Source organism: Acinetobacter pollinis (assembly GCF_015627175.1).
Classification (GTDB): Bacteria; Pseudomonadota; Gammaproteobacteria; order Pseudomonadales; family Moraxellaceae; genus Acinetobacter; species Acinetobacter pollinis.
This window is the reverse complement of sequence record NZ_VTDQ01000005.1, coordinates 76,151-99,262: the sequence shown is the minus strand read 5'-3', so window position 1 is coordinate 99,262 and position 23,112 is coordinate 76,151. Positions and strand designations below refer to the sequence as shown.

Here is a 23,112-nt window from a genome sequence, read left to right as displayed (position 1 = left end):
TACAATTACTCAATAAGTTACAATTATTCAATCAAATAGTTAGTGCAGTTTAAAAATAAATTCATATAATTCATACGTTTTTTCCATTCCCGACCTGAAAAAGGGTCGGTTTTTTTCGACTAGATGGGTTTGTATTTAAAAATAAATATAAAAGAACAGAAGCCTTTTTCTTCATTTGAATGGTCTATGGATTATCTTTTATTTGCAGTGCTATAGATTCTTAGCCATTTGGAAGTTAATAAAACCATACATAACAGCCAAGAATGGTAGTTTTTAATAAAGTTTTTCATGTCATTATCACGCATAATAAAAAAAACTTTTTTCAAAATGGATAAGAAATTGGATATTGCAGTCATTGGTAGTGGCATGGCAGGACTTGCTGCTGCACGAATTCTAAAAGATGCCGGACACAATATAACCGTGTTTGAAGCACTTCCTGGTCGCGGCATGGACAGTCATACCATTGAGTTTGATGGGGGCATGATTGATGCACCTTTGCGTGTGATGAATCCATATTTATGGAAAAATACGCTAAGCCTTGCAACTCATTTGGGTATTGATACTTTTCCTGTACGTACCTATATGTCTTGTAGTTGGTTGTTTGAAGAAAAGACAGAAACATGGCTAACAACATCGCGTGCACCGATTGGAAACTTCCCAATTATTAATAATCGTAAGGGATTACAGCAATACGGTGTGCGTTTAGTGAAAGGCATGCTTCAATTAAAAAGTGCCATTTATCGCTTTTTTAAGTCTAAGCATCAAGATATTACCTTAACTGAGTTCATTAATAAAAATGAAATCGAAGAGGTATTTTGGCATGGTGCAGTCATGCCTGTACTCTATACAATTTGTACTTGTAATCCTGAAACGATTGGCGAATGGCCAGCAAAACCATTACTGGTATTTTTACAGCAGTTGACCAATGGCGACCAGCTACTTCGTTTACAAGGGGGTACGCCTGCATTTGTAAACAAACTCATTGAAGGTGTAGATATTCAAAGTGGTTCAGCAGTTACCAAAGTTGAAATTCAAGGCGAGAAAGTTTACGTTGAAAATGAAGCAGGTTTTCACCAATTATTCGATCGTACAATTGTTGCAACACCGACAAATAAACTTGAAGACTTCTTAGATAAAACGCAATTTGCTGAAGATATTGAGTTATTAAAGCAATTTAAATTTGAAGAAGGTGACTTGGTCATTCATACAGATTCAAGTGTGATGCCTCCACGTCGTAAAGATTGGTCTGTTTTAAGTTATATGATGGATCGCAAGTTCACCAAGCAACAGTTTACTGTATGGATGAATGCAGTTGAACCGACTTTGGTGGGTAAAGAGGCTGTTTTCCAAACATGGCGTCCTGTGACTCCGATTGATCCAAAGAAAATTGTTTCTACTGTTAAACTCAGTCGTGCTGTGGTGAATTGGCAAACTGTAGAGTTAAATAATGAGTTGCAACGCCGTCAGAAAGCAGTGGATCGTAAAGTCTATTTCTGTGGTTCATGGTCTTGTGATGGTTTACCAATTTTAGAATCTGCGGTGACATCAGCAATGCAGATTGCAAAAAATTTAGGTGCGCCTTTACCTTTTGTTGGTCTTAAACCAAAGGTTGAAATTGCACCTGAATTGGGTTACTAGACTAAATATAGCGACTGGTGCATGATCATTTGAAAGCTAAAATGCCCTCACACAAGTATGCAATTAATGCTGTGATGCTTGGAGATACATCTTCGTTGCCATGGACCAATTTGGGTTTATGGCAAGTGGGGATAGATTATCCTCAAGCTTGCCAAAATCTGGCAATTACTTTGGCAAATGCTCTCGTTTTGAATTCAAATGATTATGTACTTGACCTAGGTTGTGGATGGGGCGGAAGTTTAAATTTATGGCAACAAAAGTACAATGTAAGTCATATTGATGCTGTTGAGTTACAAGCAGAATGCTTTCAACATCTTGGTCGGCATAAGGCTCTAAAGCAGATCAATAAATATCAGGGATCATTTTTGAATTTAAAATCACTAGATTTAAATTCAAATTATGATGCGATTATGTGTATAGATGCGTTGTATCATCATGCTTTGCCCCATTTTTTAGCTTCAATTGAACCATTTACACATGGTCGTACACGTCTTGGTTTTCATTATTTGGTATTTAAAAGCCGTTGGACATCACTCTCTTTTCTGCAAAAGAAAAAATATCGCTATTTACTCGGGTTAGCTGATGTTAATTTAGATCATATTTACTCTTCTCACCAACTTGAATGTGTCTTAAAGCAATTTGGTTGGCAACATACGGATATTCAGATACTTACAGAGCCAGTATTGGGTGGGTTTTCAAGTTATATTACAGCACGAGAAAAAGAATCTAATCATATCCATGGTTTAGATGGCATCAAAATTAAGCTCACCGCAAAACTATGCCATTTGCTATTTAAGGAAGGTATTTTAGATTATGTGCAAGTTGTTAGTTATAAATCGACCGAATCTTCTTAAAAATACGTGCGCCAAAAACGTTAATGCATAGCCCTAAAATAACTATTAATGTACCTATGAATTGCTGTATCGACAAAACCTCATTTAAAAATATAAAAGCTGAAATTAGACCAACAACAGGAACCAATAATGTAAGTGGTGCAACTTTCCATGTTTCATATTTGTGGAGTAAATGGCCCCATAGACTGTAGCCAATGAGAGAGCAAATGACAGAAAGATACATTACAATCATGACATCTTTAAAAGAAAAATGGCTCAAACTATGTTCTATTTGAGTTTTTCCTTCAAATATAAATGAGCAAATAAGAAAGGGAAAAATTGGGAATAATCCACCCCATGCGACAAGAGAAAGCGTTTTTGTCTGACCATTCTTTAAAATAACTTTATTACAGATATTTCCCATACCCCATGAAAGTCCTGCTGTGAGAACGAAGAAAAGCGGTAATACTGGAATAATGGTTTGGGTATTTTGCATATATTGGCTAGAGGCTAGGGTGATTAGCCCAAGTAGTGCAACACAAATACCTATTATTTGAGGTAAATGAATTGCTTCTTTTAAAAATAAATAGCTCAATAAAATTGTAAAAAAGGCCTGAGACTGTAGAACTAATGAAGCAATTCCTGCGGGCATGCCAAGATGTATAGCTAAGAAGAGTAAAGCAAATTGCCCAAAACAAAGTGTAAGCCCATAAAATGCAAGCAGATGAAGTGGGATACGTGGGCGAAAAATAGCAGGAAAAGCGACGCATATGAAACGTAAGGCACCGAGTAAAAATGGTGGAATATCTGCAACACCGAATTTAATAACGACAAAATTTAAACCCCATGCCAAAATAATGACCATTGCCAAAAAAATATCTTTAATCGCCATTTTTTACTTTCCTTGTTCTATATTTACTTTTTATCCTGTATAAGAATTTACAGCATATTTAACCTAAAGCGTTAAGTTTTTTTATTTTAGTACAATGATTTTTATGATCTTTTTATATAATATAAAGTATTGAAACGTTGGTTATTTCTTATTTTTTGCTACTTTATTGTAGGTTGTCTCGTAAATATTAAATAAGTCTTATATAAATATAAAATATATTCTTAGATTAAGGGATTTATATGTTTAATAAAAAAGTTTTATGTTTTGCGATTTTAGCATTAGGGATTCAAAGTACCTTTGCACAAATGTCGTGGCCACCAGAAACGGGGGCAAAAGTCGTAGGGAATGCATTGGAATATCCTACGACATTAAATAGTCAACAAAAGTCGATGTCTGATTTTTTGAATCATGGTGCTAAAATTATCAACACTCAAATGGGGGAGCGAGGGCCAATTTTTACTTTGCAACAGGGTAAAAAATCTTTGTTATGCTTTGTTTATCCAGCAAATGCACAAACAGATCAAAATGTTGCAACATCAAAATGTTATGGATTAAATTAAAAAAAATCCTCTCTATAAGGCATAGAGAGGATTTTTAGAATTCGTTGGTGCCGACACTCGGATTCGAACTGAGGACCTACTGATTACAAGTCAGTTGCTCTACCAACTGAGCTATGTCGGCAACGTGTGGCTATTCTATAGGATTATTTCTAAAGGTCAAGCCAAAAAATAAACAAATAGAGTAAATAAGGACATTCAGATAGATTAAAAGAAGAAATATTAGGGTCTAATTTTAAGATGAATTTTAAGTTATTGTTTATAAATAACTTTATAAGAATAAAAATAGCTCTAAATAAAGTGGAGAATTTATGGAATATTAATTTTATCTTAATATATTCATCACCGAAGTGTAATAATTGGCCGATACCATGTCGATCATCGAATGGTAAGGTATTTATTTCATGCGTAGTTGGAGTGAATCTAAAAAAGCAAAACCACATATAGAACTCATTCCTATGATTGACGTGATGATGTTCCTCTTGGTGTTTTTCGTATTAATTAGTTTAAATGTTATTCCTTCTCAAGGACTAAAAACACAGCTTCCTTCAGCCACTACAGCTCAGGCTTTGAAGCCACAAACCAAAGCCGTAGTGACATTATTGCCAGATACAATTCAGCTGGATGGTCAGAAACTGACAGTAGATCAGTTATTACAGAATTTAAAAAATCAAAAACAGCAGGGTCAAAATCTTTCAATAATTATTAACAGTGACAAGGGCGTAGCTGTAGAGCAACTTGTTCAAGTCATGGATCGTTTACGTGCCGATGGCTTTACTTCCGTCTCTTTGGCCGCGCGGAAGCCATAAGTATGAGTACATACTTCGTTTATCAAAATAGACATATTTTAAGTTGGTGCCCTGCGGTTTTTATGGGTGCCTATTTATTATTTATGAGTCAGCCTGATGCACTAAAGATTCAACCGAAATACGATGAAAAAACAATAGAGATTTCATTGGCAGAGCCACTGCCTGAGCCAACACCTAAAGTGATTGAGCCTCAAACACAACCTGAACCAATACCTACACCCACTCCAGAGCCTGATGTTCCTGTGGAAGATGCGATTGAACAAGTGAAGCCTAAACCAAAAGTGAAGGTAGAACAGCCTAAACCGAAACCTGAGCCTCTAAAACCGAAGATTGAACCAAAAGTAAAAAAGGTTGAGCCAAAAATTGAGGCGAAAGTCGAAAAGGAAGTAGAAAAACCAACGCCAGAAGTTACGCAAAAGACAGATACCTCGAAGGTTGAAGCTCCTAAAGCCGACGTTGTTGAGAAACCAAAAGCTGAGCCTGTGGTGGAAAAGCCAAAGCCAACACCTCCAGTAGTACATAGTACAGGAAATCCTAGCGCGGAAGCAGGTTACTTGAAGCAAGTACGTGCCGCGGTTGAAGAGCAAAAGCGTTATCCAACAGGTAGGGATGCATCATTAGATCGTCCCGAAGGAAATGTAGTGGTGTGGTTGCAAGTTGATCGTTCAGGAAAAGTCCTTGATTCAGGAGTTTCAGAAAAATCGAAAAGCATGTTGTTGAACAGAGCTGCTTTGTCAAGTTTACAAAATATTAAGCAAGTTGAGCCATTTCCTGCAGAAGCTTTTGCAGGGGAAAGTCAGAAAAAATTTATTGCCACATTAAACTATAGCGCACCTTGATGTTGTCTGCGTTAGGGAAATTATCTATGAAAATGTTTGAAAAGAAATTGTTATCAGTTTCGATAGTATCTATTTTAATGTCAGTTGTTGCACATGCAGAAAATAGTGCAGTTAATGTTGGAACAGTCAGTGTTAAAGGTCAATCACTTGGTGGTGGCTTAATGGTTCAGGAAGATACACCCAAAGCACGTTCGGTGGTTACAGCAGAAGCTATGAACACTAATCCAAGTGCGGGGAATGCGCTGGATAAAATTGCAAATGTTCCCGGTCTGCAAATGGCGAGTAATGACTCGACAGGTATTAGTGGTCTGAACTATAGCATGCGTGGTATGAATGCAGACCAAATTGGTTTATCTGCAGATGGAATTCCACTTAATGATTCAGGCAATTATGCCGTTTATCCTAACTTGCTCGGCGACTCTGAAAATGTAAGCCAAGTTTTTGTCACTCAAGGTTCATCTGAAGCAGATGGTCCACATATTGGTTCAAGTGGCGGTAATATTGGTTTAGTGACCAAGCGCCCAGACCGTGATGCAGGTGTATTTGTAGAGCAGAAATTTGGTAGTAATAATTTAAGAAAAAGTTTTGCTCGTTTAGAAACAGGTAGAATAGGTAATTTTAGTGCATGGCTTTCGGCATCTCATACGGAAGCAGATAAATGGAAAGGCCTTGGTGATTTAGAGGGAAATAAAGTTGAAGCTAATGCCTTTTATAAAGCAGATAATGGTAATACCAGTAGCTTGATTGTTAAATATAATAAGCAGAACAATTATCAGTATAATACCATCACGAAAGCAGATTATGACTCGGCACCCACAGCAAATGGTACAACTGGACATAAAGCAGACTACTCATCAGACCCTACAAGTTCAAAATATTATCAATATGCACGTAATCCATTTGAAAATTTAAATATTTCATTTACACAAGATTTGATTCTAAGTGAACGTCTTAAAGCAACTATTCAGCCATACTATTATTGGGGTAACGGTGGTGGTGCCGTCGGATCGAGTACTTTATCTAAATCATCAAATAAATCGAATGTATATGACTTAAGCAATTTAACGGGGTCTGCATCATATTATAGACCATCAATGACGACCACATGGCGTCCAGGAATTACTACAAAAGTAAAATGGGATGTAACAGACGAGCATAGTATTTCGGCGGGATATTGGTATGAGCGTGCACGTCAGCGTCAAACTCAACCTTATATTTATGCAAATAATGGCGTGCCTACAGATGTTTGGGCAGAATCAAATCAAGTTGTAGATGCAAAAGGAAATATTGTACAAGGGCGTAATCAATTTACGACCACACCTGCACAGCGTATTTGGTTGCAAGATACGTGGTATGTTTCTCCAAAAATCACTTTAGCAGGTGGTTTTGCTTGGGAAAGTGTACAGCGTAAAGGTGAAAATAAAGGAAGTCTTTCGACAACTGCATATCAGAAACAAGCAAAATATAATGAGCTTTTACCTAATTTTAGTGCAAAGTATCAGCTTAATGAACAGAACCAATTTTTCTATAACATCTCAAAAAATATGCGTGCACCACAAAACTATGTGTTGTATAACGCAGATGATTCTTTAAGTCTCAAACCAGAAATTAGTTTAAATAATGAACTGGGATGGCGCTATCAAACAGATAAAATGCTAGTAAGTGCCACTCTATTTAATCTGCATTATAAAAATCGTCAGCTCTCAAGCCAAAATGGAGGCGGTGACGATATTATGATTAATGGTGGAACAGTTGATACTCGAGGCTTAGAGTTAGAGTGGAGTGGAAAGCTACCTTATAACTTAAATTATTATACATCATATAGTTATACAGACTCTGAACAAAAAGACAATGTCATGAGTAAAGGCGTTGCCTTACCAACGAGTGGCAAGCAATCTCCGAATACTTCAAAAAATGTACTGACTGCTGGTCTTGGTTATGACGACAGTCGTTGGACATGGGATTTCAAAGGAAACTATACAGGCCCATTTTATGGTGATATGACCAATGATGAAAAAATTGCAGGTCGTACAGTATTTGATTTCTCGGCAGGTGTACATTTACCAGTAGACAAAAAGTTTATTAAAGAAGCAACCCTAAGCTTTGGTGTAAATAATTTGTTTGATAAAGAATATCTAGCATCAGCAAAATCTGTAAAACAAAACTCTAAAACTCTCGGACAAGCTAAAGGTTCATCTCCTCAATATATTATTGGTGAAGAGCGTACGTTTGTAATTTCTTTATCTGCAAAAATGTAAATAAAAAGGTAACTTAAAATGAATGCTGAACTGATCCATAATCTTATTTTCTACGTGATGTACGCTTCTTTGGTTGTATTGGCTGTTATTTTTATTGAGCGAGTGATTTACTTCTCTTGGACATTGAAACAGAGTAAAAAGCTAAAAGATCAATTACAACGTGATGCAAAAATTGATGAACAGCAAGTTGATAAGAAAGACAAGAATCCTGCATATGCTTTAATTCAGCCTCTACTCACTACACACTTTTCCTCTGAAAATGAAAAGTCAGATGTTATAGAACAACAATACTTACAAAGTAAAGGTGCGTTAAATAAAGGTATTTGGATTTTAGAAACGATTGTGACTGCTGCACCTTTATTGGGTCTTCTAGGTACCATTCTTGGTATTGTAGATACATTCCATGCGCTTGCTGCATCGGGTACCTCAGATGCAAGTAAAGTATCTGGTGGTATGGGTACAGCACTGTATGCCACAGGACTAGGTATTGCGATTGCATTAATTGCATTAATCGCGAATAATTTCTTAGGTAGTCGTATTGAAAAAATTAACGAGCTTTCAAAAATTTTACTCATTCAAGTCAGTAAAGAGAAAAAATTAGCAAAGCCAGAAGTCGTTAATGAAAAGCGTTATGCTTAGTTGTAATTCATCTCAAGAGCTCAGACGACTGTGTCGTTTGGGCTTTTTTAGTATTTTATCTATATTTATGACAACACATACATCTTATGCCAAATTTCAGTCTGAAGGGATGGAATTGGTTGTAAATACACCCGTAGAAACACAGTTACAAAATGATGATCTACGTAGTGCAGCAGTCGTTTGGGAAGAAATGTTTGCTTCAGCAAAACATAGTATTGATATCGCGCAATTTTATGTATATAACCAGTCAAATTCTAGTTTAGATCAGGTACTCAATGCATTGCATCAAGCTGGTGAGCGTGGTGTAAAAATTCGATTTTTATTGGATCAGAAAGGAGTGGATATCTCTAATCCAGAAACAATTCAGCGAATTCAAGCAATTCCTCATTTAGAATTACGAATTATAGATTTTTCTAAAATTGAAAATGGAATTATTCACGCAAAATATTTTGTTGTAGATGATAAAGTAGCTTTTGTTGGAAGCCAAAATTTTGATTGGAGAGCATTGACGCATATTCATGAAACAGGTTTAGCGATTCACCAAATAAATCTTGTTCAATAAATAGCCCATATTTTTCAGGTGGACTGGATAAACCAAGCACGTATTCATCAGGGAAAAGCGCTTGAAACATTTTCTCAGCATCAGATTTTAAATGATCCGAAGAAAGAAAGTTACTTACTGGCCAGTCCTGCGCAGGTAACGCCAAATGAAACATATATTACTGAAGAAGCTTTTCCAAAATTGATAGCAACTGCACAGTCAGAAATAAACATACAGGTGATGCAGTATTCTCCACTTAGTTTTACAGAGACAAAAGGGAAAAGAGCGTTTTATCCATTAATTGACAATAGCCTGCGTGCAGCTGCAGCCAAAGGGGTAAAAGTTAATTTAATGGTGGCTGATTGGAATGTGAAAGAGCCCGATCTATCATGGTTAAAAAGCTTGGCACTTATACCTAATATTCATATTAAAATTGTGACGATTCCTAAGAGCAAACAAGGCTTTATTCCCTTTGCACGCGTTGTTCATAGTAAATATATGACAATAGACCATCATACTGCATGGGTAGGGACATCGAATTGGAGCGGTGGTTATTTTGACAGTTCAAGAAATTTAGAAGTTGTCTTGAATGATGAGCATATGGCAAGGCGTTTAGATATGCTATATGAGCAACTTTGGACAAGCCCTTATGCACAAGATATTGATGTTCAAAAAAAGTATATGAGAGTAAACCCAGCAAAAGAGTAAATCATGCAATATAAACACTGGATTTATACCCTGTTGGGACTTGTAATGCTTAGTGCATTCGGATGCCAACAAGTTTCTAAAGTGGTTTCAAATAGAAATGTACTTTGGCAAATTGTAAATGAACGTTGTGGTACAAGCCAAGATCTGAAAGGCGATTGTCTTGTAATTAATAGACAAGAAGGCTATGTGGTGTTGCGTGATATTAAAGGGCCTGTACAGACTTTAATTATCCCTACACAAAAAGTGACTGGTATTGAAGATGTACAACTATTGAATGTGCAAACGCCAAATTACTTTCATGATGCTTGGGTAAATGCCCAAATTTTGAATCAGCAAAATAAGAAAGAAATTGATCCGAAGTATCTTTCTTTTTCTGTGAACTCTTCGCATGGACGTACACAAGATCAATTGCATATACATTCATCATGTTTAAAGGAAAATGTTTATACAGTGCTTCAAAAATATCGCTCAGATATTCGTGAGCAATGGTCTATTTTACCCGATAAACTTTTGGGTCATACGTATATTGCTAAGAAAATAAAGGTAGCTGATTTAGATGAGCAAAGTCCATTTTTACAGCTAGAGCAATATGTAAAAACACAGCCAAAGACAAAAATGGGTGACTATGGTCTAGCAATGGTTTCTATAGAGAATAATGAGGCAATATTACTTGCAACGAAGTTTAATGTATTAGAAATGAACTTAGGTTCAATTGAAGAAGTACAAGATACCGAGTGTCAAGTGACTCATTAAATAAATGGAAGTGCCATCACATCTAGTGTTATGGCACTCGATTTTTAAACTCGCATTTCTATGCCTTGTGCGGCAAGATATTCTTTTGCCTCAGGAATTGTATGTTGGCCAAAGTGAAAAATACTTGCTGCTAGAACAGCATCAGCACCACCTTGTAAAATACCATCTGCTAAATGCTGTAAATTGCCCACACCACCTGATGCAATGGTTGGAATAGAAACTCGATCATTAATGGCACGCATAAGCGCAATGTCATAGCCCGCTTTTGTACCATCTGCATCCATACTTGTAATGAGTAATTCACCTGCGCCGTAATCTGCCATTTTTACAGCCCACTCTATAGCATCTATTCCAGTTGCTTTACGACCACCATGGGTAAAAATTTCCCATTTGTTATCTGCAACTTTTTTTGCATCAATTGCGGCAACAATACATTGCGCACCGAAGCGTGAAGAGGCTTCTTGTACAAATTCAGGATTAAATACAGCAGCAGAGTTAATACTTACTTTGTCTGCACCTGCATTTAAAAGTGAGCGAATATCTTCGACTTTACGTACACCACCACCTACAGTGAGTGGGACAAATACAGAAGAAGCCATACGCTCTACAGTACGATATGTAGTATCTCGACCATGATGCGTTGCTGTAATATCCAAGAAGGTAATTTCATCTGCACCTTGTTCGTTATAACGCTTTGCAACTTCGACAGGATCACCTGCATCACGAATGTCTAAGAACTGAACGCCTTTAACAACACGACCGTTATCTACGTCTAAACAAGGGATGATTCGTTTTGCAAGCATAATTGTAGTCCAATGGTCTATAAATAAAGTTCCCGTGAAGGGCTACAAACTTGATAAACTTCATGTATTCTATCAAGCTTATTTTGTTTCACGCAGGTTTTCTATGTCTGTTTACACACCGTTGAATGTTGATGAAGTCCAGCAGTTTGCTGAGGCCTATGGTTTAAATGTTATTGCACTTGTTCCCATTCAAGGTGGTATTCAAAACACAAACTACTTTATTATTTGTAAAGATGAGACGCAATATGTTTTAACGGTTTTTGAAAATGAAACTGAGCAAAGTGCGGGTGAATTAGTCCCTGTTTTAAAACAATTAGAACAACATGATGTACCTGTTGCTGCGCCGTTAGAACATAGTGGAAAGGCGATTCATTATTTAGTAGGTAAGCCTGCACAAATTGCTCCACGTGTTTGGGGTGAACATCCTGAAGAAGCAACTGTCGAGCAAGTGAAACAAATAGCGATCGCACAAGCAAAATTGCATATCGCGCTACAAGATTTTCCTTTGTCGCGTAGTCATAGTCGTGGCCATATTTATTGGACAGATATTGGGAAGACATTACAAAAAGAAGAAATGTCTGAGCAAGATGCGGCATTGTTTGAGCGTGTTTATCAAATTTTTGCAAAGTACCAAAAACAATATCCAAATCGCGCACAAGGTTGGATTCACTCGGATCTATTTCGTGATAATACCTTGTTTGAAGGAGATCGGTTAGAAGGAATTTTAGATTTCTTTGAGTTAAATTTTGATGAGCTACTCTTTGATATTGCCATTACGATTAATGATTTTTGCACGCAATATCCTGATGTTTCTTTAGATAAATCACGTGTAGATGCATATTTAACAACATATGAAATGATTCGTCCGCTTAGTGAAGATGAGCGAATGTGTATGAACGTCTATCTGGCGATGATGGCTTGTCGTTTCTGGTTATTACGTTTAAACGTAGCGAGACTCAATCGTTTAGAAGGGCGTGGAGGTGATGATGTTTTTCAAAAAGATCCTGCTCAAATGCGCGCAATGCTTATTGAACGTTTAGCACATGTGACTGAGCTATAAGTAATGAAGAGAGATCAAGGCCGTTTAACTGAGTGGTTTGATGAAAAAGGTTATGGCTTTATTCAGTCAGACCACCAAAAAGAGCATAAGGTATTTTTGCATATTCAAGATTTTGCAAAAAAAGGACCACGGCCTTTGATTGGATGTGCATTAGATTATGCAGTGGTTGTTGATGCGAAAGGGCGTATACGTGCAAAAGATGTTATTTATTTAAAGGCATCTCAAACTCATAAGCCACTAAATACACGCATCGAGTCATTTTCTAAGCAAAATTCAACTTTGGACAAAATGACCATAGGTATTATTCTGTATTGGCTCATTCTCTTTGTCTTACTGAACGTTGGAAAGTTACCGCAGTTTTATTTCTTATGGCTTGTCTTAGTGAATGCTATTACTTATTTGGCATATCGCCGTGATAAAACTGCATCACAACGAGGAAAGCAACGTATACCTGAGATGACTTTGCATCTCCTTGCATTGTTAGGTGGCTGGACTTTTGCGTGGTTTGCGCAACAAAAGTTCAGACATAAAACACAAAAGCAACCGTTTAAAAAGATTTTCCTCTGTACTGTTGTCATTAATATATTGTTTACTATAGGTATGCTTATCTTATTAGAACAATAGAAGAGGGATATATGTCATTTGATGCACAGTTTAAGTCAGACAAAACACTTACTTTTGTACTCTACATTTTGTATATAGCTGCCATTTTTTCTGCAGGTATTTTGGCAGTTGTTGCACTTATTATTAACTATGTAAAAAGAAAAGATGTACAAGGAACAATCTTTGAAAGCCATTTTACTTGGCAAATTCGTACAGTTTGGTGGTACCTACTTTGGAATATTTTGGGTGCTGTTCCACTTTTTATATTTTTAATAACCACCAATGGCGCAGACTCACAAGATGTTGTCGGTCCTGTAGGGTTAATGATTTGGATGGCAATTGTCGTTATTGCATGGTTTTGGATTATTTATAGAGCTGTTCGAGGCTTAATTGTATTGAATGACAATAGAGCCATGTACTCATAAAAAAAAGAGGTCATTTGACCTCTTTTTTATGGTTTTTATTTACTATCGAGTAGCATTTGTGCTTCGCGTAGGTTTAATGAACCTTCATAAATTGCGCGACCTGTAATAGCACCTAAAATACCGTGTTGGCCTTTTAATTTTTGTACATCATCTATATTGGTTACACCACCAGATGCAATGACAGGAATGCCACAATAATCGGCAAGAGCAATAGTTTGCTCCATATTCACACCTTGCATCATGCCATCACGTGCAATATCAGTGTAGACAATGCTTGAAACACCTGCATCTGCAAATCGTTTTGCTAAGTCGGTTGCTTTTACATCAAGTACATTTGCCCAACCGTCTGTTGCTACATAGCCATCTTTAGCATCTATACCAACAATAATATGTCCAGCAAATCTTTTACATGCTTCTTCTACAAACTCAGGTTCTTTTGCTGCTTTTGTACCAATAATAGCAAAAGATACCCCCGCCTCTAAGTAATGCTCAATAGTTTCTAGTGAGCGAATACCACCACCAATTTGAATAGGTAGTTCAGGGTGTGCTTTAGCAATTGCTTCAACAACATTTTTATGAATAGGTGTGCCTGCAAAAGCACCATTTAAATCTACAAGATGGAGACGACGTGCACCCTCATTCACCCAATGCGTTGCTGTTGCTACAGGATCATCAGAAAAAACGGTATCGTCTTCCATACGTCCTTGTTTGAGTCGAACACACTTTCCATCTTTGAGGTCAATTGCAGGAATAATTAACATGCTGTCGCACCTTGTTCTCAGTTAAAGTCGTAAATATGCTTTGATATTAGCAAACTATCTGTTGTTGTCTATGAAAAAAGCAGATTTAGATTGCAATAAAATAACCAAGCTAAAAGTAGAAGATTTCAAGGTAATGAAAGTAGAACGTAATTACGTGAGTAAGAAGTATATATCTTTGATCGTCTGATAGAAAAAATATCACTCCTGTAAACAATAAGGAAAATAGTGGTAGAACGACAATATAGAACCATCCTAAATACTTTTCCCATGCCTTTGTTTCTCTAACATTGCCATACTGATTTGCTTCGCTAGTACCAGCAGCACAGTATAAATAGATAGAAAATAAAATGTTAACAATAGGTATGAAACTTAATAAAACCATCCATCCACTTTGATTGCAATCATGTACACGTTTAATACTTAGTACCGTATATAAGTAAAACAGGATAATACCAAAAATAAAAAAAATAATTATTGGGAAAATGAGGTTATAAGTGAAGTCAGGATGATGATTATGAAAAGAATTACTAGATAAACAACGAAATAGAATTGGAAAAATAAGTAAAGCAAATATACTACCGACTAAACCGTACCATGCTGCAAAAGAAAGTCTTCCTAGACGGCCTTTACGTGAAAATATTTTAGGTACTTTTTCATCATTGGTAGAAGAAGGATTTTGAGAAACTTCAGTGGTCATTTGTGTGCTCTATTTTGCATTTTTGTTATTATATGTTAATTTTTTATCAAAATAAAATAATAAAGAGGCCATTTTAGCCTCTTTATATTGTTCTAAATCTTTAGTTTAAATATTCCACTCTACAAAGTTTTTAAGTAACTGTAAGCCAGCGGTATGACTTTTCTCAGGATGGAATTGTGTTGCAAATAAATTTTCCTTATGAATTGCTGCACAAAAATCTAAACCATAATTGCATGTAGCAGCTACTGTGCTCGTATCTTTAGGTTCGACATAGAAACTATGTACAAAGTAAAAACGTGAATCTTGTGAGATATCTTTCCACATAGGATGGTTTGGCTCATTTTGATGAACTTGATTCCACCCCATATGTGGTACTTTAAGCTGATCTATGTCTGGGAAGCGTTTTACCGTTCCTTCAAAGATACCTAATGCATTACTACCGCCATTTTCTTCAGACTGCTGTAACAGGGCTTGCATACCCACACAAATCGCTAAAACGGGCTTATTAAAAGCAGCATGTTTAATGACTTCATCAATGCCAGCATCTTGCATACCTAATATACAGTCACGCATTGCACCTACACCAGGAAAAACGATTTTGTCGGCTTGTGCAATGAGTTTTGGATCATTGGTTACATCTACACTTGCACCCACATGCTCTAAAGCTTTTGCAGCAGAGTGTAGATTACCCATGCCATAGTCCAAAAGTGCTATACGTGTCATTTATAAACTTCCTTTTGTTGATGCGATTGTACCTGCCGCACGTGGGTCTTGTTCACATGCCATACGTAAAGCACGTGCAAATGCTTTGAATGTACTTTCGATTTGATGATGACTATTTTTTCCTTTTAGATTGTCAATATGCAGCGTCATTAATGCATGGTTTACAAATCCTTGGAAGAATTCTGAGAACAAATCAACATCAAATGTTCCAATACGTGCGCGTGTAAAAGGAATGTCCATAAATAATCCCGGACGCCCTGAAATATCTACGACAACACGAGAAAGAGACTCATCAAGTGGTGCATAGAAGTGACCATAGCGACGGATACCTTTTTTGTCACCAAGTGCTTGTGCAAAAGCTTGGCCAAGTGTAATGCCACAATCCTCTACTGTATGGTGGTCATCAATTTCAAGATCGCCATCACAGTGTATATCTATATCAAATAGACCATGTCGCTTGATTTGATCGATCATATGATCTAAAAAAGGAACACCAGTATTTAAAGTGCCCTGACCTGTACCATCGAGGTTTACACGAACACGAATTTTAGTTTCGTTGGTGTTTCTCACTACTTCACTGATACGTTGAGTCGTCATGGACACATTCCTTAATAAATGGCTGGTTTTAATAACAATGGCTGTATTTACTATAGCAATATTAGATGGCTCAGGAGGGTTAATCAATGCCTATCACCATTCATCCTTATTCTTCTTTAGAAAATAAAGAAATAGAAAGGCAATTAGAACAGCTTTATATGACGAGTCCTGAGTTTTCTAATGGTATAGAAGCTGTTCACGAATTAAAAAAAACGATAGGCGAGCAAACATTATTGTATACAGCAGAATTTAATACCAAAATTATTGCGGCAATTTGGTGCTTTAGAGCTGAAGCGAATTCTAAGCGTATTTTAAAATATATTGTTGTACATCCTGCCAATAGGGGAAGAGGGGTTGCTCAAAGGCTAATTTCAGAAGTATGTTTTATGGAAAAAAAGCATAATCTACATACTTTATTTACTCCTGGCTGTGCAGCAATTAAACGAATCCTCGATTTGCTGTCTAAATGATATTCATATATAACTCAATTGGGTTTAAAAATAATCATTTGTAATAAATATTTTAATAAGTACTTGACGCAAATGTCATGAAGCTGTTTAATACGCACCACATCGGCGCGATAGCTCAGTAGGTAGAGCAACGGATTGAAAATCCGTGTGTCGGCAGTTCGATCCTGCCTCACGCCACCAAAATTTGTGTTTTCAATCCCTGGTCCCATCAGGGATTTTTTTTGAATAAAGAATGTTCAGTTGATTGAATTATGAATATTTTTTATTGACTTTTGTACCTGTTTCAGGCTTAATACACCCATTGGCGCGATAGCTCAGTAGGTAGAGCAACGGATTGAAAATCCGTGTGTCGGCAGTTCGATCCTGCCTCACGCCACCATATTCAAAAAAGCCCTAGTATTTTACTGGGGCTTTTTTTATGCTTATTGTTATAGTAGATGGTTAGGATCGTAAAAAAATTAAAATCTAGATAGAGAAACACAATAAAATTATTTAAATGATAATCATTTTCAAATATATTAATAATGATATAAGGTATTGATGAAAATGCGAGAGAAAATGACGAAAAGTCTTCAAGAAGTCAATAATACAGTACCTATACCCAGCTCCAATGCTTCTTTTTTTCGAAAACTGTTTGCATTCTCAGGGCCAGGTGCGCTTGTTGCAGTGGGATATATGGATCCTGGTAACTGGATTACTTCTATTCAGGGTGGGGCACTGTATGGATATCTTTTATTGTCGGTAATTTTGCTTTCAAGCTTGATTGCAATGCTATTGCAAGCCATGTGCAGTAAACTTGGTATTGTTACAGGAATGGATCTAGCACAAGCAACTCGAACACTGACAGGAAAGAAAGGGGCTTTTATTTTATGGGTTATTGCTGAGCTTGCTATTATGGCAACCGATGTTGCAGAAGTGATTGGAACAGCAATTGCCCTTAATTTATTATTTGGCATGCCATTAATGCTAGGGGTATTGTTAACTTTATTTGATGTCTTCTTATTACTGTTGTGTTTATCCTTTGGTTTACGCAAGATTGAAGCTTTTGTATTTACACTTATTTTGACAATATTTCTCATTTTTGCCTATGAGGTCATGCTCGCTTCACCTCATTTGGGTGACATTGTACGTGGATTTATTCCACAAAAAGAAATATTTACTGCTTCTTTGTCTGGTCAAGATTCTGCACTGCTTATTGCTTTAGGAATCGTGGGGGCAACTGTTATGCCTCATAATCTTTACCTTCATTCATCTTTAGTACAATCGCGTCAATATGATCGTAAAACTAAAGAAGGGATTAAAGATGCAATTAAGTTTTCAATTTTCGATTCAAATTTGCAGTTAACATTTTCTTTTGTGATTAATTGCTTACTACTAATTCTAGGCGCTGCGTTATTTTTTGGTCATGACCCTGAACAGTTAGGGCGGTTTTCACAGTTATATCATGCGTTAGAAAATCCTGCGATTGTTGGAAGTATAGCCAGTGGGTTGCTTGCTACATTATTTGCAGTTGCATTATTGGCTTCAGGACAAAACTCAACGATTACAGGCACTTTAACTGGACAAATTGTCATGGAGGGCTTTGTTAACTTGAAAGTACCTGCATGGTTACGTCGGTTTATTACACGTGCTTTAGCAACATTACCTATTTTTCTAGCAATTTATTTTTGGGGAGATCGTGAAGATGTGATCGAAGGCTTACTTATTTACTCACAAGTATTTCTAAGTATTGCTCTGCCTGTCTCAATGATCCCATTAATTTGGATTACATCGAATAAGAAGTGGATGGGAGAATTTGTTAATTCGAAACTAACGATTGCTGTAGGTGTTATTTCTACTACACTATTAGTGGGGTTAAATATTCAACTTATTATTGAAACTGCTAATAAATTATTCGGTTAGTCCTGAATTAAGCGTTTGCCTAGGCAGACGCTTTCAATTTCTTCGAAATCTAATGTTTCATAAAAATGAATAACCGATGTATTTTCTGGTCGAACCATGAGTTGAATTTTAGGACAGCCAATAGCAATAAGTCTTTTTTCAATATTCTGTATAAGTGCTGTGGCTATACCTAGGCGCTGATGGTCAGGATGTACTGCAAGATAGTGAATCCAACCTCGATGTCCATCATATCCTCCCATAATGGAAGCAATAACATTGTTATCTTTTTCTGCAACTAAAAATAGATCATCTTTTTGATTCATTTTTCTAAAAATATCCGTTTCAGGATGATTCCATGGACGCGTAATATTACAGATTTCCCATAATTCAACGACTGTATCTATATCTTTATTTTCAATTGTTCTAATAATAAACATAGTAACCACATCAGTAATATTTAGTATGAAAGATCGCCATGTAAGAAAAAATCATGGCGACTTACCTTATCGTTTAGTTTTTGTTGGGTTTCATTGAACCATAGTCTTCGAAATTGGTATGCCACTCAATTGCTTCTTTTAAAAGATGTGGTGTGTGGCCACCTTTTTCGCATGCGCGGTTAAAATAATCTTCGAGGATTTCTTTGTAGTCAGGATGAACACAGTTTTCAATAATGACTTTTGCGCGCTCTCTAGGAGCGAGGCCTCTTAAATCTGCTAAGCCTTGTTCTGTAACAAGAATATCTGTGTCGTGCTCTGTATGATCTACATGACTTACCATTGGAACTACCGAAGAAATCGCTCCACCTTTTGCAATAGATTTCGTAACAAAAATAGCCAAATGTGCATTTCTAGCAAAGTCGCCTGATCCTCCAATGCCATTCATCATTTTAGTACCACCTACATGTGTAGAGTTTACATTACCGTAAATATCGAACTCTAAAGCAGTATTGATACTAATAATACCGAGTCTACGTACAATCTCTGGATGGTTAGAGATTTCTTGTGGGCGAAGTACAAATTTATCTTTGTATTTTTCTAGATTATTAAAGACACGGTCACCACATTTCTTAGAAAGCGTAATCGAACACCCAGATGCAAACTTCATTTTTCCTGCATCAATTAACTCAAAAGTACTGTCTTGCAATACTTCTGAATACATAATCAAATCTTCAAAAGGTGCATCTTTAAATCCAGTTAATACTGCATTTGCAATTGAGCCAATACCTGCTTGTAAAGGTGCAAGATGTTTAGGCAAATATCCAGTTTTTACTTCATTTTCAAAAAACTGAATGAGGTGATCTGCAATTGCTTGGGTTTCAGTATCAGGATCTGTTACTGTCGAAGGCGAATCAGGCAAGTCATTAAATACAATACCAAGCACTTTATTTGGGTCAAAAGGAATCCCTTTTGTACCAATTCTATCGTCTACCTGTGTCAGTGGAATAGGGGCACGACTTGGTCGTGCTGAAGGAGTATAAATATCATGTGAACCCTCTAAGGTTGGGCTGACTGAAGTATTAATTTCAATAAGAATTTTATCTGCAAACTCAATAAAGCTCGCGGAGTTACCAACGGATGTTGTAGGAATAATCAAACCATCTTCTGAAATAGCAATGGCTTCTATGATCGCGATATCAGGTCTTTTTAATGTGAAGCCGCGCATTTGTTCGACAGTTTCAGAAAGATGCTGATCGATAAACATGACTTGTCCCTTATTGATCGCTTTTCTAAGTGTCGTATCGACCTGAAATGGCATACGACGGGCAAGAATACCTTTTTCGGTGAGTTTCTTATCGAGGTCGTTCCCTAAACTTGCACCTGTAATAAGTGTAATTTGAGGTGCTTTATCATTATGTTTTTCGGTCAATGCTAAAGGAATGGCTTTTGCTTCACCTGCTCGTGTGAAACCACTCATTCCAATAATCATTCCATCTTGAATAAAGTCTGCTGCTGCTTCTGCTGAAATAACGCGCTCTTGTAGTGGCGCAAAACGAATACGATTAGATGACATGTTGAACCCTTCAAACATTATTTTTTTCCCTGTATCAGCGATTTTACGCTGTTGTACTCACCGATGTAACTACCTTAGTCTAAGGTATAATAATCCAAAATAAATATATGTATTTTAAATAGCAACTTTTGAAAGCGTTCTTAATCTGACAATTTATGTTTTTACATTTTTTGTTTGAATGGGAAGAGAGATTATTGCTTCAAACCCACCCTCATCGCGATTTTTTAAGGTTAACTCTCCTTGGTGAATATCTACAATACGTTTTACGATGGCAAGCCCCAATCCACTGCCTTGGATAGTACGTGCTGTATTTCCACGAACAAATGGTTGCATGAGTGCTTCTATTTGATCATTGGGTACGCCTTCACCATGGTCGGCAACACTAATTTCAATTTGCTTATGATTGACTCGTGCAGAAACTTCAATAGGCTCTGCACCATAGCGTTTTGCATTATTAATTAAGTTACCAATGAGTCGTTTAAGAGATAAGCTCCGTGCTTGAATGACGGGTATATCTTCTGGGGTAAATCGAATATCTAAAGGACTAAACTGAACAATTAATTCTTGTAAAAGGCAGTTAATGTCTGTATCTGAAAGTATCTCATCCGAACCATCGCGCATATAAGAAATAAATTGGTTCAAAATCGCATCCATATCATCGACATCATAGATTAATCCTTCTTTTAAGAAGGCATCAGGCAACATTTCAGCTGTTAGTCGAATGCGTGTTAAAGGGGTTCTTAGGTCATGAGAAATACCTGCAAGCATAATTTTACGATCTTTTTCAATTTGCTCTAAATTGTAGACCATATGATTAAATGCCTGATTTACTTCTCTAATTTCTAGTGGGCCGTGATTGGTTGTCAGATAAGGTGCTGTACCTGTTTGGCTATAGGCATTGGCCGCATTTTGTAATCGTTTGAGGGGACGATTTAACTGACGTACTAATGTGAGAATAATGATAAATGCCAGAATAGGAATACCAAAGAGCCAACCAAATATGAGTTCTGGCTTATAGTTTGCATAAGTGGTTAATGGTTCTTTGAGCCAATGACCATGCATATCTGGTGTTTGTACCCAAATTGTTGGTGAAGGCTTAAATTTAAAATAAACAGTCACTTGCTCTCTATTCACTTGTAACTCTTGAGCAAGGCGTTTTTCTATTCGACTTGTAATAAAATCTGCAATTAATTTTTCTTGTACATTCGGATATTGCTTAGGATCCGTAATGTATTCCACGCCCAAACGACGATATAACCATGTATCAACATCGATATCCTTTCCATGATGAGAGATCGTGAAGTTGGGGTTGTGAATAATATCGAGTTCTATGGCTAAATAGCGTGCATGTTGCTGTATTTCAGGCAAATATAATGTACGCCAGAAAAACCAAAGTGACATAAATAAGCTAAAGAACACCACGGAGGCAACCAAAACAGTTGTTCGCATTGCCGCAGAACGTGGCTTAATTTTATCTAGAAACTTTTCCATTTTGGTACGCTTTTGCGCGTAGTAACCAGATGAATCAATGAGTTCTTTAGGGTTAATTGGATCAAGTGTCACTTAAGTTTCCTAGCATAAGCATATATAAAGCAGTGGCTGTTATTCTGCACCATCTGGGACAAAAACATAACCAACGCCCCACACTGTTTGAATATAACGTGCACGTGCTGGGTTGTCTTCAACCAATCTGCGTAAACGTGATACTTGAACGTCGATAGAGCGTTCCATTGCACCCCATTCACGGCCACGCGCAAGGTTCATCAGCTTGTCACGAGTAAGTGGTTCACGAGGGTGTTGTACCAATGCTTTGAGTACAGCAAACTCACCTGTAGTTAGTGTAACTACTTGACCCTCACGTGTAAGCGCACGTGTTGACAGATCTAATGACCAAGGGCCGAAACTGACAACTTCCATTTGCTGACTTGGTGCACCTGGCACTTCACGGACTTGGCGACGTAAAATTGCACGAATACGAGCCAGTAGCTCATTTGGATTGAATGGTTTGGGTAAGTAATCATCTGCACCAGCATCTAAACCTGCGATACGGTCAGAATCACTTCCTCTAGCTGTAAGCATAATAATAGGAGTGTCGATGTTAGATTGACGTAATCGACGACAGATACTTAACCCATCTTCCATTGGAAGCATAAAGTCTAAAACAATAAGAGAAAATAATTCGCGTTGAAGTAAACGATCCATTTGAGTGGCATCGTGTGCTGTTTTGACGACAAAGCCTTTATCTTCTAAAAAACGCTGTAAAAGTGTACGTAAGCGTACATCATCGTCGACTACCAAAATACGTTCAACACGGTCTGTATCTACAACATTTTCCGTGTTTTCAGCAGGTACCACTAAACTCATAAAGTGCTCCCTTTTTAATCAATTATTTAATATTAGATAGTTTGAGTATAATGCTTTCAACCTGTGTATGGCTATGTATTAATTTGCCTAATTTTACAAATATCTACAGTGACATGACGGATTGTATAACTTTTCATTATATGTCTTTAGGTGGTTGTTAAAGTAGCGATATTCAAGGTAAAGATACCTAGAAATACATTTAAAAACAAAATAAGTGCATATTTATTGCGATAAATTTAAAAAATCCTACT

The 23,112-nt window shown here is 36.9% G+C and carries 24 protein-coding genes, 3 tRNA genes and 1 pseudogene; 17 read left to right on the top strand and 11 right to left on the bottom strand.

Annotated elements, in window-relative coordinates:
- The first annotated feature begins 339 nt into the window (after nucleotides 1-339).
- Together I2F23_RS03900 and I2F23_RS03895 are read left to right on the top strand one after the other, a co-directional pair.
- Nucleotides 340-1,638 carry an FAD-dependent oxidoreductase gene (locus I2F23_RS03900; protein ID WP_195771257.1) on the top strand — a complete coding sequence of 433 codons (1,299 nt, stop codon included), beginning with the start codon at nucleotides 340-342 and terminating at the stop codon, nucleotides 1,636-1,638.
- A gap of 41 nt (nucleotides 1,639-1,679) precedes the next feature.
- Nucleotides 1,680-2,492, top strand: coding sequence for an SAM-dependent methyltransferase (locus I2F23_RS03895; RefSeq protein ID WP_195771256.1), 813 nt, complete (start codon nucleotides 1,680-1,682; stop codon nucleotides 2,490-2,492).
- Here I2F23_RS03895 and I2F23_RS03890 read toward each other — a convergent pair.
- A complete protein-coding gene (locus I2F23_RS03890; RefSeq protein WP_195771255.1) occupies nucleotides 2,464-3,363 on the bottom strand; it encodes an EamA family transporter in 900 nt (299 codons plus the stop codon). The genes I2F23_RS03895 and I2F23_RS03890 overlap by 29 nt on opposite strands.
- A gap of 239 nt (nucleotides 3,364-3,602) precedes the next feature.
- On the opposite strand from I2F23_RS03890, the gene I2F23_RS03885 reads away from it, so the two are divergent.
- Nucleotides 3,603-3,923 carry a hypothetical protein gene (locus I2F23_RS03885; protein ID WP_195771254.1) on the top strand — a complete coding sequence of 107 codons (321 nt, stop codon included), beginning with the start codon at nucleotides 3,603-3,605 and terminating at the stop codon, nucleotides 3,921-3,923.
- A gap of 45 nt (nucleotides 3,924-3,968) precedes the next feature.
- Here I2F23_RS03885 and I2F23_RS03880 read toward each other — a convergent pair.
- A tRNA-Thr gene (locus I2F23_RS03880) sits at nucleotides 3,969-4,044 on the bottom strand.
- 280 nt (nucleotides 4,045-4,324) lie between these two features.
- On the opposite strand from I2F23_RS03880, the gene I2F23_RS03875 reads away from it, so the two are divergent.
- Genes I2F23_RS03875 through I2F23_RS03850 form a run of 7 tightly spaced genes read left to right on the top strand, consistent with a single transcriptional unit; the run spans nucleotide 4,325 to nucleotide 10,467 of the window.
- On the top strand, nucleotides 4,325-4,729 hold the full coding sequence (locus I2F23_RS03875; protein ID WP_195771253.1) for an ExbD/TolR family protein: 405 nt from the start codon (nucleotides 4,325-4,327) through the stop codon (nucleotides 4,727-4,729).
- Nucleotides 4,730-4,731: 2 nt separating this feature from the next.
- Nucleotides 4,732-5,568 carry a TonB family protein gene (locus tag I2F23_RS03870; RefSeq protein WP_195771252.1) on the top strand — a complete coding sequence of 279 codons (837 nt, stop codon included), beginning with the start codon at nucleotides 4,732-4,734 and terminating at the stop codon, nucleotides 5,566-5,568.
- A 26-nt stretch (nucleotides 5,569-5,594) separates the two neighbouring features.
- Entirely contained in the window at nucleotides 5,595-7,826 is a 2,232-nt protein-coding gene (locus tag I2F23_RS03865) for a TonB-dependent receptor family protein (protein ID WP_195771251.1), read from the top strand.
- A gap of 18 nt (nucleotides 7,827-7,844) precedes the next feature.
- Complete coding sequence (locus tag I2F23_RS03860; RefSeq protein ID WP_195771250.1) at nucleotides 7,845-8,465, top strand: MotA/TolQ/ExbB proton channel family protein; 621 nt, start codon at nucleotides 7,845-7,847, stop codon at nucleotides 8,463-8,465.
- Nucleotides 8,458-9,027, top strand: a complete 570-nt coding sequence (locus I2F23_RS13890; RefSeq protein ID WP_228284750.1) for a phospholipase D-like domain-containing protein — start codon at nucleotides 8,458-8,460, stop codon at nucleotides 9,025-9,027. The genes I2F23_RS03860 and I2F23_RS13890 overlap by 8 nt, the downstream gene beginning before the upstream one ends.
- Before the next feature lie 18 nt (nucleotides 9,028-9,045).
- Entirely contained in the window at nucleotides 9,046-9,714 is a 669-nt protein-coding gene (locus tag I2F23_RS13885; RefSeq protein ID WP_323127179.1) for a phospholipase D-like domain-containing protein, read from the top strand.
- 3 nt (nucleotides 9,715-9,717) lie between these two features.
- Nucleotides 9,718-10,467, top strand: a complete 750-nt coding sequence (locus tag I2F23_RS03850) for a CDP-diacylglycerol diphosphatase (RefSeq protein ID WP_195771249.1) — start codon at nucleotides 9,718-9,720, stop codon at nucleotides 10,465-10,467.
- 44 nt (nucleotides 10,468-10,511) lie between these two features.
- Here the strand turns inward: I2F23_RS03850 and hisF are convergent, their stop codons facing one another.
- Nucleotides 10,512-11,270, bottom strand: a complete 759-nt coding sequence (hisF, locus tag I2F23_RS03845; RefSeq protein ID WP_195771248.1) for an imidazole glycerol phosphate synthase subunit HisF — start codon at nucleotides 11,268-11,270, stop codon at nucleotides 10,512-10,514.
- Between the two features lie 103 nt (nucleotides 11,271-11,373).
- Here hisF and I2F23_RS03840 point away from each other — a divergent pair, with 103 nt between their 5' ends.
- The 3 genes and pseudogenes from I2F23_RS03840 to I2F23_RS14080 form a co-directional block, all read left to right on the top strand.
- Nucleotides 11,374-12,330 (top strand): homoserine kinase, encoded by a 957-nt coding sequence (locus I2F23_RS03840; protein ID WP_195771247.1) that lies wholly within the window; start codon nucleotides 11,374-11,376, stop codon nucleotides 12,328-12,330.
- Between the two features lie 3 nt (nucleotides 12,331-12,333).
- Nucleotides 12,334-12,954, top strand: a complete 621-nt coding sequence (locus I2F23_RS03835) for a DUF1294 domain-containing protein (protein WP_195771246.1) — start codon at nucleotides 12,334-12,336, stop codon at nucleotides 12,952-12,954.
- Between the two features lie 11 nt (nucleotides 12,955-12,965).
- Nucleotides 12,966-13,182: pseudogene (locus I2F23_RS14080) on the top strand (DUF4870 family protein); the annotation flags it as partial.
- Nucleotides 13,183-13,393: 211 nt separating this feature from the next.
- Here I2F23_RS14080 and hisA read toward each other — a convergent pair.
- The 4 genes from hisA to hisB form a co-directional block, all read right to left on the bottom strand.
- A complete protein-coding gene (gene hisA / locus I2F23_RS03825) occupies nucleotides 13,394-14,119 on the bottom strand; it encodes a 1-(5-phosphoribosyl)-5-[(5-phosphoribosylamino)methylideneamino]imidazole-4-carboxamide isomerase (protein ID WP_195771244.1) in 726 nt (241 codons plus the stop codon).
- A 109-nt stretch (nucleotides 14,120-14,228) separates the two neighbouring features.
- Nucleotides 14,229-14,816, bottom strand: a complete 588-nt coding sequence (locus I2F23_RS03820) for a DUF805 domain-containing protein (protein WP_195771243.1) — start codon at nucleotides 14,814-14,816, stop codon at nucleotides 14,229-14,231.
- Between the two features lie 105 nt (nucleotides 14,817-14,921).
- A complete protein-coding gene (gene hisH, locus I2F23_RS03815) occupies nucleotides 14,922-15,539 on the bottom strand; it encodes an imidazole glycerol phosphate synthase subunit HisH (RefSeq protein WP_195771242.1) in 618 nt (205 codons plus the stop codon).
- Entirely contained in the window at nucleotides 15,540-16,136 is a 597-nt protein-coding gene (gene hisB / locus I2F23_RS03810) for an imidazoleglycerol-phosphate dehydratase HisB (RefSeq protein WP_195771241.1), read from the bottom strand. It abuts the gene before it with no gap.
- 86 nt (nucleotides 16,137-16,222) lie between these two features.
- Here hisB and I2F23_RS03805 point away from each other — a divergent pair, with 86 nt between their 5' ends.
- The 4 genes from I2F23_RS03805 to I2F23_RS03790 all read left to right on the top strand — a co-directional run bounded on the left by I2F23_RS03805 (nucleotide 16,223) and on the right by I2F23_RS03790 (nucleotide 18,508).
- Nucleotides 16,223-16,606, top strand: coding sequence for a GNAT family N-acetyltransferase (locus I2F23_RS03805; protein WP_195771240.1), 384 nt, complete (start codon nucleotides 16,223-16,225; stop codon nucleotides 16,604-16,606).
- A gap of 104 nt (nucleotides 16,607-16,710) precedes the next feature.
- Nucleotides 16,711-16,786: transfer RNA gene (locus I2F23_RS03800), tRNA-Phe, on the top strand.
- 123 nt (nucleotides 16,787-16,909) lie between these two features.
- Nucleotides 16,910-16,985, top strand: a tRNA-Phe gene (locus I2F23_RS03795).
- 161 nt (nucleotides 16,986-17,146) lie between these two features.
- Nucleotides 17,147-18,508 carry an Nramp family divalent metal transporter gene (locus I2F23_RS03790; protein ID WP_323127178.1) on the top strand — a complete coding sequence of 454 codons (1,362 nt, stop codon included), beginning with the start codon at nucleotides 17,147-17,149 and terminating at the stop codon, nucleotides 18,506-18,508.
- Here the strand turns inward: I2F23_RS03790 and I2F23_RS03785 are convergent.
- From I2F23_RS03785 to ompR, 4 genes are all read right to left on the bottom strand, one after another.
- Nucleotides 18,505-18,924, bottom strand: coding sequence for a GNAT family acetyltransferase (locus tag I2F23_RS03785; protein ID WP_195771238.1), 420 nt, complete (start codon nucleotides 18,922-18,924; stop codon nucleotides 18,505-18,507). The genes I2F23_RS03790 and I2F23_RS03785 overlap by 4 nt on opposite strands.
- 73 nt (nucleotides 18,925-18,997) lie before the next feature.
- Nucleotides 18,998-20,497, bottom strand: coding sequence for an acetyl-CoA hydrolase/transferase family protein (locus tag I2F23_RS03780; RefSeq protein WP_195771237.1), 1,500 nt, complete (start codon nucleotides 20,495-20,497; stop codon nucleotides 18,998-19,000).
- Nucleotides 20,498-20,650: 153 nt separating this feature from the next.
- Complete coding sequence (locus I2F23_RS03775) at nucleotides 20,651-22,060, bottom strand: ATP-binding protein (RefSeq protein WP_195771236.1); 1,410 nt, start codon at nucleotides 22,058-22,060, stop codon at nucleotides 20,651-20,653.
- Nucleotides 22,061-22,099: 39 nt separating this feature from the next.
- Entirely contained in the window at nucleotides 22,100-22,861 is a 762-nt protein-coding gene (gene ompR / locus I2F23_RS03770) for an osmolarity response regulator transcription factor OmpR (protein ID WP_195771235.1), read from the bottom strand.
- Nucleotides 22,862-23,112: the final 251 nt, after the last annotated feature.